7 protein-coding genes and 1 pseudogene are annotated in these 11337 nt (G+C 42.5%); all 8 read left to right on the forward strand.

Annotation, left to right across the window (positions count from 1 at the left end):
* Nucleotides 1-528: 528 nt before the first annotated feature.
* A complete protein-coding gene (locus FYJ57_RS13945; RefSeq protein ID WP_154433122.1) occupies nt 529-1185 on the forward strand; it encodes a sigma factor-like helix-turn-helix DNA-binding protein in 657 nt (218 codons plus the stop codon).
* A 456-nt stretch (nt 1186-1641) separates the two neighbouring features.
* Complete coding sequence (locus FYJ57_RS13950; protein WP_154433123.1) at nt 1642-6936, forward strand: SpaA isopeptide-forming pilin-related protein; 5295 nt, start codon at nt 1642-1644, stop codon at nt 6934-6936.
* A 108-nt stretch (nt 6937-7044) separates the two neighbouring features.
* A complete protein-coding gene (locus FYJ57_RS13955; RefSeq protein WP_235396639.1) occupies nt 7045-7356 on the forward strand; it encodes a hypothetical protein in 312 nt (103 codons plus the stop codon).
* Nucleotides 7328-8080: a phage antirepressor KilAC domain-containing protein gene (locus tag FYJ57_RS13960; protein WP_167513789.1), complete on the forward strand. Its 753-nt coding sequence runs from the start codon at nt 7328-7330 to the stop codon at nt 8078-8080. Before FYJ57_RS13955 ends, FYJ57_RS13960 begins: the two co-directional genes overlap by 29 nt.
* Complete coding sequence (locus FYJ57_RS13965; RefSeq protein WP_154433125.1) at nt 8081-8641, forward strand: PcfB family protein; 561 nt, start codon at nt 8081-8083, stop codon at nt 8639-8641.
* A gap of 92 nt (nt 8642-8733) precedes the next feature.
* Complete coding sequence (locus FYJ57_RS13970) at nt 8734-10518, forward strand: VirD4-like conjugal transfer protein, CD1115 family (RefSeq protein ID WP_235904595.1); 1785 nt, start codon at nt 8734-8736, stop codon at nt 10516-10518.
* Complete coding sequence (locus tag FYJ57_RS13975; protein ID WP_154433127.1) at nt 10508-10810, forward strand: hypothetical protein; 303 nt, start codon at nt 10508-10510, stop codon at nt 10808-10810. The genes FYJ57_RS13970 and FYJ57_RS13975 overlap by 11 nt, the downstream gene beginning before the upstream one ends.
* Before the next feature lie 161 nt (nt 10811-10971).
* Nucleotides 10972-11100 (forward strand): annotated as a pseudogene (locus tag FYJ57_RS13980) (Maff2 family mobile element protein); the annotation flags it as partial.
* Between the last annotated feature and the right edge of the window lie 237 nt (nt 11101-11337).

Consider the following 11337-nt stretch of genomic DNA (forward strand, 5'->3'; position numbering starts at 1 on the left):
TTCCGGAAAGAAATCATAAAAGTGAATAAGAATGAGATATCCGACAGGGCGGTGAATTTGGCTGGAACCATCAAGACTGCACCGGATATCAAGAGTTTGTCAAGGAGCTGAATCTGACTGGAATCATTAAGAGCCCGGCAAAACATTTGTAACTGGTTTATGGAATCATTTTCGATTCTGTACGATCAAGTGCATTTGTTTTGCCGGTTTTTTTATTTTTTTCAAGATCCATGTTGTATAAGAACCCTTGAGACTTTGGATAGATAGAGGGATTTTTTATTCTGAAAACACAGGAAAAATATGAAAAACAGAATATCTGCAAAAATGAAAGGCCTCAAAAAGTTGTTTATTATGCAATGAAAAGAGAATAAGGAGGTAGAACACATCAGAGAAAAAGGTAGCTGAGGAGTCGCGGACTCCCGTTTAAAAAAAACGGGTTGGTCCGGGACTGTTTCCGCTACCAATTTTTATATTCCAAACAAATGCAGACTGGATCACCCGTAGCCGCAAGGCAGAAAGGTGGTCCATATGATGACATTAAAAGACTTAAAGAAGAGAGTTCCGGTTGCAGACGAGAAAAAAGTGATTTTGAGAAAAAAGGAGCTTTTGAATACAGGTGCGGAAATTGTTGTAAAAGAAATTATCGAAGATGGTGTGGAAATCAGTGTTTATGATAACGGATATGTTTTGTATGAAGAGGGAAGACATAGAACTGTTTTTCGCTTACATGAATGTAAGGACTATGATTACAGCGCGGTAGATGGCAGAAAAGATGCTTTTGGAGCAGACTTTTTTGAAAACGAAAACTGGTACATCTTACCGCTGATGGTTGGTATGGATCGTGTAGAAGACAGCAGACGGAGAATTCTGTCAAATCATAAAGTGATTTCTATTGATATTGAGGAGAATGATTTCTTTAGTATCAAAGCCCGTTGTGTACCTGATATGACAGAAAAAGTGCTTTGGAATGAAATGATGAGAGAAATTTCAGATCTTTTGAATGAACGACAGAGATATGCAGTAATTGCATATTATTGTGAAGGTGCATCTCAGGCTGAGATTGCAAAGAATCTCGAAATCTCTCAGCAGGCAGCTAGTGGACTGATCCAGAGAGCACTTGTGATTATCCGTAACTATATGCAAGTTAATCCAAGTGATGTCAAAAGAAAAAGAAATAAAAAATAATTTTCAATCCATGTTGTATAAGAGGCTCTGAATCTTTGGATAGGTATAAGGATTTATTTCCGACGTACCTTGAAAACTTCATAGCCTGCCCAGAATGATACCTGGCTTGAATATGCATCTTTCGCGTATCTGGCCAGAGCATACGTTTCGGAAATATGGAAACCGAAACAGGAACGGGTCTGGGAATGAAAACAGGAAAATGCTCAAAATAGAATATTTATTTGTCTGAATCCAAATCGGAGGATGACAGTAGAAACCATGTGGCGGTGTTTACAGAGATTCGTGAATACCGCCACATCTTTGTGCTGTTATCTCAGAAATCACGAGATTTGCGTGAGTGCTGACTGTCCCAAATAGTACAAATCTGAAACGAGAGGAGGATGTGAGGAAAATGAAGTGATATGAAATTTTACACTGAAACATTTCGTATACAGACAAATAAGAAAGGATGAGAACATGAAATTTAAAAGAAAAACAATGAGAATTGTATCAGGTATGCTGACAGCTATTACACTGTTTACCAATGCCCTTTCTCCGGTAATTGCTTATGCTGCTCCCGCAGATGAAGCTGACAGTAGAATCCCTTATTACGAGGAAATTAAAGATCAGCTGGATCAGGATGAAGTGGTAACTGCCAGAGATATCGAAGTAACGGTTGGGTCTGGATTCGATGTAAAAGCAGACTTTTCCGGAATTGAGATTCCGGACAGTGAAAAAGCCAAAGTGAAGCTCATGGCAGCCCAGAATGATGAAGGGAAAGAGTTTTCTACGGATCATGCAGATATCTATAAAACGGTATATTCTGTTGAACCCCAGAAAACAGATCATCCGGTGTATCAGATCAGCAGAAACATTACGGTAAAAGATGTTTCAAAAGAAGCTGACACTACTGTGAATTCGGATAGTTCTTCAGATCAGGATTCCGGTACCGGGGAAACAGAAGAATCTGAGGATAGTGATGATGAATCGGAAACGGATTCTTCCGAAATGAAACAGCCGGAAACGGATGAAGCGGTAAATGTATCAGAAGCTGAGACAGAAACAGAGGTTACCGGGAAAGAAATCACCGAGGAAGAATTTGATGCAGAGATCGAATCAACGGAAAATCAGGAGACGGTTGATCCGGAAACCGGTACTACTCTTTCAGAAGTTATGGAAGAGGCGGTAGATCAGGGAATTGCCTTAAATGAACTGGAAGCCGGAGAAATGGTCACTTTTGAAATGCCGATGCTTTTAGCGGCTGCAGAAACCGGTAGCCAGTCCGTATCTATTACAAGAGGCAGCTGGTATCATTATGCTGATTATGGATTAGGTTCTTACATTACAGCACCATATTATGTGTCCTGGGGTGGAATCAAAGCGACAGCATATTGTGTTCAGCCATCTAAGAATGGACCGGATGATGGTACGTACTCTATTACAAAATTATCTGATGGCAAGACTCTGGCAAAGGTTTGTTACTATGGAACAAAAGCCAGTGACGAGAATGGATTCTTTGATGAAAAACACCCGGATTTCTCTGCTGGTAAGAGATTTATTATCACACACCTTGCGGCAGCATATGCCAACGGATCCAGTGACTGGGATTCCGGTACGAACGCAACCGGACGGTCTCTTGCTAAGGAGCTTTATAACTACTGTATCAATATGCCGGATATCCCGGATGTGGATATGAGCTTTTCTGATAGTGATGTGAACGCTTATGTGGAAGGAAATATCCAGAGAACAAAGACGATTACATTCAAAGCAGATGAATTGCAGACCATTACCTTTAAACTTCCACAGGGAGTAAAGCTTGTGAATGTGACTACCGGCAAAACCAGTGCGGCAGGTGCGAGCGTTGAAATCTGCGGTGGAACACAGTTCTATCTTACTGCCCCACTATCTCAAGCTGAGGATGTGGGTGCTTTATTCTCTTCAAAGATGAAAGGAAGCATTGATAAAGAGTATTCTGCCTATAAGATAACAACAGGATCTTCCACACAGGATCTTGCACTGGTATTTGGTGAAGGTGTCGGAAATGAAAAGTATGTGGATTTCAAAGTAAAATGGACCAAGGAATGTTATATTTCTATCGTGAAAAAAGACAGTGAGACATCTAATACTCTGGCCGGTGCGGTTTATGGTATCTATAGCGATGCTGCATGTACACAGCTGATCAAACAGATGCCGGCAACGGATGTCAATGGTGCAGCAAAAGTTACGATTGAGAAGACACAGGAAGTTGTATATCTGAAAGAAATCTCCGTTCCGACAGGATATACGATTGATGCAAAAGCTTACAATGTAACATTGAATATTGGAAAAACATCCAATATGAATGTGACCGATAAACGAGTGACAGCAACGATTTCCCTTCATAAGCAGGATGCCGAGACAGGAAATACCCCACAGGGTGATGCAACGTTGGAAGGTGCTGTTTATGGCTTATTTGCACGTGAGGATATTGTACATCCGGATGGGAAAACAGGTGTCCTTTATAAGAAAGGAACCCAGATCACATCCCTGACTACAGATAAAAACGGACAGGCTTCGGTTTCCAATTTGTATCTGGGAAAATATTATTTTAAAGAGCTGACTCCTCCGGTTGGATATCTGCTGGATCAGGAAGAACATGAGGTAGACTGCTCTTACGAAGGTGCAAATGTACCAGTTGTAGAAAGAAAAGCAATTTCCAAAGAAGATGTGATCAAACAGCCATTTCAGATTATCAAGGCAGCGAATAACGGGAAAACAGATGCCGATCTTTTGAAAGGTATTGGTTTCTCTGCCTGGCTGGCAAGTGATCTGAAAGTAAAAGCAGATGGGTCTTATGATTTCTCTTCTGCGAATCCAGTTGTTATCACAGCAGATGGAAAAACAGAGATGTTTACAGATGAAAAGGGTTATGCCTGCTCTATTCCACTTCCGTATGGAACATACGTGGTAAAAGAGACAACCAGTAAACACAACTATGAACCGGTGGATGATTTTATCGTTACAATCAATGAGAATCACCCAGACACTCCGCAGGTATGGCGTGTGCTTCTGGATAAGGAATTTGAGGCAAAGCTGAAGATCATCAAGAAAGATGATGAAACAAAGAAGAGTGTGCTTCTGGCAAATACAGAATTTAAAGTATATGATCTGGATCATCAGAAATATGTCGAGCAGGTTACTACTTATCCTTCTACCAAAGTTCACAAATCATATTTTACCGATGAGAACGGATATCTGATCCTTCCGAACAATTTGAAGATCGGAAATTACAGAATCGAAGAAGTGACCGCGCCGGAAGGATATACACAGTCTTCTGCTTATGTAACGGTATCTGTAGATACTAACACAGCCTATATGATCGATCCGACCAGTAAAGATGCCATTATCGAAGTGGAATATGAGAATCATCCGGTTAAGGGAGAACTGACCATTTTCAAACAGGGAGAACTTCTTGCCGGTTATGATCATGATTTCCAGTATGAGCTGTGTGGACTGAAAGGCGTTACATTTGAAGTATATGCTGCAGAAGATATTTTTACTGCCGATCATCAGGTGGATGAAAATGGAAACCGTACCTTGTATTATGCAAAGGATGCCCTGGTGGCAAAAGTAACTACGGATGAAGATGGATATGCGTATGTGAAAGATCTTCCTCTTGGCGAATATTATGTAAAAGAATCCGAGGCACCGGAAGGATTTGTTCATAATGAGAACAGTGAAAAAGCTGTTTTTGTATATGCAGATCAGAATACCCCGGTTGTATTTGACCAGGTGTCCTTCACCAATGAAAGACAGAAAGTGTCGATTTCTGTCGAGAAACAGGATGCAGATAATGGAAATGTCGTACCGGGTGCTGTCTTCGGAATCTACAATGCCGAAGATATCATCAATAAAGATGGCCAAGTAATCGTAAAAGCAGATACCCTGCTTCAGGAGATGACTTCCGATGAAGATGGTCAGGCAAAATGTACACTGGATCTGCCTCTCGGACAGTATTATGTGAAAGAGCTTCATGCTCCTGCCGGTTTTGTTTCTTCTGATGAGATTCTGAGCTTTGATGCTTCTTATCAGGGACAGGACATTCAGACCGTTGAGTTGAAAGCAGTTAAGAAAAACGAGCCGACAGTTGTGGAAATTACGAAGTCCGATATCACCACAGGCGAAGAACTGGATGGTGCGTACCTGCAGGTACTTGACCAGGATGGAAATATCATCGACAGCTGGGAGTCTTCCAAAGACGAACCACATGTGATCAAACGTCTGACCGTTGGAGAGACCTATACACTTCGCGAAGAATTTGCTCCGTATGGATACCTTGTTGCAAATGATATCACTTTTACGATTGAAGATACTGCAGAAATCCAGAAAGTGGAAATGAAAGACGAAGTGCCGGTTGCAGAACTAATCCTGAATAAAAAGGGAGAATTTCTGGATGAGGTGTCTCTTGTAGATCAGATCAAAGGTGTGGTGGAACATATTTTCCATTATATTACCGGCAGCCTGACCGATGTTACTTTCGAAGTATATGCAGAGGAAGATATCAAGGCTGCGGATGGTGTCAGCGAAGATTATTATAAGGCAGATGAGCTGGTGGCAACGATTACGACAGATGAAACCGGCATTGCAAAACTGAGTAATCTTCCACTGGGCAAATACTATGTCAAAGAAGTGGGAACAGCTCACGGATATGTTCTCGATTCAGAAATCCGTCATGTGAATCTAAGCTATGTGGATCAGAATACACCGGTTGTAACCTATAATGATGACTGGCAGAATCACCGTCAGAGAGTGATCATTAATCTTGTGAAAAAGGAAAAAGATCAGGATCGTGTACTGGAAGGCAGCGTATTTGGTCTTTATGCCAAAGAAGATATCAAATCCTCTACTACCGGAAAGGTGCTGATTGAAGCAGATGAGATCATCGAGCTGAAATCAACCGATGCCGAAGGCAAAATTACTTTTGTTGCTGATCTTCCAATCGATGCTGAATATTATGTGAAAGAACTCTATGCGCCAGCCGGATTTGTAAATGCAGAGGAAGTACAGGAATTTACTGTTTCCTATGCCGGTGAAAATGAGGATTCTGTTGTTGTAGATCTTATATTTGAAGATGAAGCAACAACAGTTGAAATCACAAAGACCGATCTGACTGGTGGAAAAGAAATACCGGGATGTAAGCTGAAACTGGTAGATGAGGATGGAAACACTGTTGATGAGTGGACTTCTACAGAAGAAGCTCATGTGATCAAAGAGCTGGCAGTAGGTAAGAAATACACTCTGATAGAAACACAGCCAGCCGATGGATATGTGACTGCAGAAAGCATCGAGTTTACCGTAGAGAATACAGCGGAAATTCAGAAGCATCAGATGAAAGATGACGTGACAAAAGTGGAAATCTCTAAACAGGATATTGCAGGGAAGGAACTTCCGGGTGCTAAACTTACGATCCTGGACAAGGATGGAAAGGTTGTGGAAAGCTGGACTTCCACAAAAAAAGCACATTACATCGAAATGCTTCCGATCGGAAAATACACGCTTCGTGAAGAAATCGCACCGGATGGATATCTGGTTGCCAATGATGTGGAATTCGAAGTAAAAGATACCGGTGAAGTTCAGCATGTAACGATGGTGGATGAAGCTAAACCATCTGCTCCGGCGACAGATACTCCAAAAACAGGGGATGACCGCAACATGAAATTGTGGCTGCTTCTGCTCGGTATCGGTGCCGGTGGTCTTGGAGTCGCTTTTGGAATCAGAAGAAAGCGTAAATAGTAACTTAGAAATAAAATAATGATGAACCAGAAGCATAAGGGCATTTGTGGAAATCGGAAAGGAGATCCATGAATGCCCTTAATGCATTTCAGAAAGATGAGGAAAAACATGGGAAGAAAAGAAACGATATTACCGGGAGCAAAGATTGATGGAAGAAAGTATCTGGAAGACAAGCCAAAGTCTTGTGACTACTGCTACTGGTGGCAGGGCAAAAACAAAGGTTGTATTCTGCCGGAATGTTATTACCTGATGCCGGAGGAAAAGAAGGAGCCAAATGACTATGAGGAAGGGAACTGCAAAACCTGCCCCTATGGGAAACATACACCCTGTATCGGATACTGTATTGCAAAACTCCAAAAAGAAATGCGCGGGAAAAAGGGAGGCGGATGCTATGATACCGATGCTGCGAGTGGAAGTTAAAAATGACCGTCCCTTAATCTGTGCCAGAGAACTGTATGAGGCTCTGGGTATTAAGACACAGTACAGTGTCTGGATCGACCGTATTATTTCCCTTGGTTTTGTGAGTGGCCAGGACTTTTATCCAAAAATGAATAAAAGTACCGGAGGCAGATGCAGTGTTGACCATTATATTACGGTGGATATGGCAAAGCATATCTGTATGCTTCTTCGGAATGAAAAAGGAAAACTGTATCGCCAGTATTTTCTGGAGCTGGAAAAAGCATGGAATCAGCCGGAACAGGTGATGGCAAGGGCATTACAGCTAGCGAATACCCAGATTGCAAAGCTGCAGGAACAATGTACGGAGCTTGGCGACCAGCTAATCAAACAGCAGATGCTTCTGGAAGATATGGCACCGAAAGCTGCTTATCTGGATCTGATCATGAATTCCCCCTCATCTGTTCTGGTCACACAGATTGCAAAAGATTATGGGTACAGCGCGGTTTCATTTAATCGGCTTCTTCATGATCTTAGGATCCAGTATAAAGTTAATGACCAATGGGTGTTATATGCTGATTATGCCGGGAAAGGTTATGTCCAGAGCAGAACAATCTATATGCATCCAAACCGCACCGGTCCGGTCGTGAGGATCCAGACAGAATGGACGCAGAAAGGCAGAAGATTTTTATATGAGTTTTTAAAAGAACAGGGAATTCTTCCCCTGATTGAGAAGGAAGGTGGATAAATGCAGGAAGAGGTAAATGAGAAGATTATTACGCTGAGTGTACAGGGAGCGAGGATTACTGCTTCTATGGTAAAAGCTGCCATGAGAAAGTTTCTTATGGAGCTGGAGCGGGAAGGTCAGAAATCATCGCAGATCAAACAGGCAGAAAAGCAGGGTCAGGCCAGGGAGCGTGGAATTGAAAAAGAAAAACAAAGACAGGAAAAGAAAAAGCCCCATGGCAAGCAGACAATCAAGCAGCTGCAGGAACAGGGAGCGCAGCTGACTAATATTCAGATCACAAACCAGAATATCAAATCCTTTGATCGGGTTGCCCGGAAATATGGCATTGATTACAGCCTGAAAAGGGATGACAGTGTGACACCACAGAGGTATCTGGTGTTCTTTAAGGCGAAGGATGTGGATGTAATGACAGCTGCATTTAAGGAATATGCAGGAGTTTCCATGAAGAAATCCAAAAAGCCTTCTGTGCGGAAGAAACTGCAGAAGTCTGTGCAGAAGATGAACGTTAAACACCGCCAGAGAGAAAAAGTGAAACAGAAAGTGAGGGGACAGCAGCGATGAGTAAAAAGAAACCAAAAGCCAGAAGTCCGGGAAAGTTGGAAACAGCAATCCGGCAAAGCTTATCAAAGGTCAGTGTTAAAAAGCTGGTTGCAATGAATATTCCCTATCTCATCGCTTTCTATGTGGTAGAGAAATGTGCATGGCTTTACCGGCACTGTATCGGCGGAACTGTGGTTCAAAAGCTTGGTGTTATGCTGATGAATCTTCCAGTAGCTTTCCGGTCGTGGATACCAAGCTTCCACATCCGGGATCTTTTAGCCGGTATCATCGGGGCGTTACTTCTCCGCTGTGTTGTGTACATGAAAGGGAAAAATGCAAAAAAGTTCCGGCAGGGCGAAGAATACGGTTCTGCAAGATGGGGAAATGAAAAAGACATTGAACCATTTATTGATCCGGTATTTGAAAATAATATCATCCTGACACAGACGGAGAGGCTGACTATGAACAGCCGCCCGAAACTTCCGAAGTATGCAAGAAACAAAAATGTGATCGTCATCGGTGGATCCGGATCCGGTAAAACACGATTCTATGTGAAGCCCAACCTCATGCAGATGCCGGATAACGTATCGTATGTGGTCACAGATCCGAAAGGTACCATTATTGTTGAATGCGGCACAATGTTAGTCCGTCATGGATACCGGATCAAGGTTCTGAATACGATCAATTTCAAAAAATCCATGCACTATAATCCGTTTCACTATATCCGGTGCGAAAAAGATATCCTGAAACTGGTGAATACGATCATTGCAAATACAAAAGGGGAAGGAGAAAAAGCAACCGAAGATTTCTGGGTCAAGGCTGAACGTCTTCTCTACACTGCTCTGATTGGATACATCTGGTATGAAGCACCGGAGGAAGAACAGAATTTTGCTACTCTTCTGGAATTTATCAATGCCAGTGAAACCAGAGAAGAAGATGAAGAATTCAAAAATGCAGTGGATGAACTATTTGAAGAGCTGGAAGCGGAGAATCCGGAACATTTTGCAGTACGCCAGTACCGCAAATATAAGCTGGCAGCCGGAAAAACTGCCAAATCTATCTTAATTAGCTGTGGTGCCAGGTTAGCCCCATTTGATATTGCAGAGCTTCGGGAGCTGACACGATACGATGAGATGGAGCTTGATATGCTGGGAGACCAGAAGACAGCCATGTTTGTCATTATCAGTGATACAGATGACACCTTCAACTTTATTGTTGCTATCATGTACACCCAGCTTTTCAATCTGCTTTGCGATAAAGCAGATGATGAGCATGGAGGAAGATTGCCTTATCATGTCCGTCTGTTGCTGGATGAGTTCAGTAATATCGGGCAGATTCCAAAATTCGACAAGCTGATTGCTACGATCCGAAGCCGCGAAATATCGGCTTCTATCATTTTGCAGTCACAGTCTCAGCTAAAGACAATTTATAAGGATGCGGCAGAAACCATCATAGGCAACTGTGATACGGTTTTATTTCTTGGCGGAAAAGAAAGCTCTACCCTAAAGGAGATATCCGAAACCCTTGGAAAAGAGACCATTGATCTGTATAACACTTCAGATACCAGAGGGAATAACCGCTCCTATGGACTGAATTATCAGAAGACAGGAAAAGATCTGATGAGTCGGGATGAGCTGGCAGTCATGGATGGCAATAAGTGTATCCTGCAGCTTCGAGGTGTTCGTCCGTTTTTCAGTGACAAATATGATATTACGAAGCACAGAAGGTATAAGGAGCTTTCTGATTACAACAGGAAAAATGAGTTCGATATCGAAAAGTATCTGGAACACAAGCTGGTTATTTCCAGAGATACAGCATTTGAAATGCATGAATACGAAATAACGAAAGAAGACATTGCAGCCATAGAGGCTGAGGAAGGAGAACGATATGTGGATTAGACCAATGAGACGCAGGGGGAGAAGTGAATCTCTCTTTGTATTTGAATTTACTTCTATTGAAGAGGATTATATTCCGTTTATCCTCCATATGGAGAAGATTACAGCATTGATCCCCACGGAAAAGTGTAAAGCATATTTTGGTGAGCTGATTGATAAGCTCCGGTCCAGATGTGACAACCGATATGCCGCAGGAGAGGTGGTAGCTTCGACATTTTTATTCGATGATGAAATGGCAGAGTTGACAACTCATATGGCATATCTGCTCCTGCTTGTGGAGCCTGTAAAGAAATAGGAAGCAGACAGTATTGAGAACCGTTCCATAGGGAGCGGATTTTTTTGTTTGATGGAGGTTTGTATGAGGATAAGAAACAGATCGCCCTGTTCCTGGGAAAACTGGAACACCGGAAAAAGAAAGAAGAAAAGAAAATGATCAAATGAAGGAGGAAAAAATATATGGGATTTTTTACGAGCGCAATTAATATTTTGCAGACACTGGTAGTTGCCATCGGGGCCGGCCTTGGAGTCTGGGGTGTCATCAACCTGATGGAAGGTTATGGAAATGACAATCGTGCGACACGTTCGTAAGTGAAAAGCTTGCGCACAAAGTCGAAGGGCAATTGTAGCCCGAAACTTTGGAGAACTGATATTCCGATGGGTGAAATGAGGGGGTAACGTCCCGAAGCGCCACCCTGATACTCCGAATGGCGGGGAGCATGCAACGGCTCTCTCCAAAAGTTTATAGAGCTCGGTGAAGTCGGCAGAGAGCAACCGTAAGACTGGTTTTCAGACCAGACACGAAAGCTGTCCAGAGGTGGATGG

Origin of the sequence: Oliverpabstia intestinalis (genome assembly GCF_009696065.1) — a bacterium.
GTDB lineage: Bacteria > Bacillota > Clostridia > Lachnospirales > Lachnospiraceae > Oliverpabstia > Oliverpabstia intestinalis.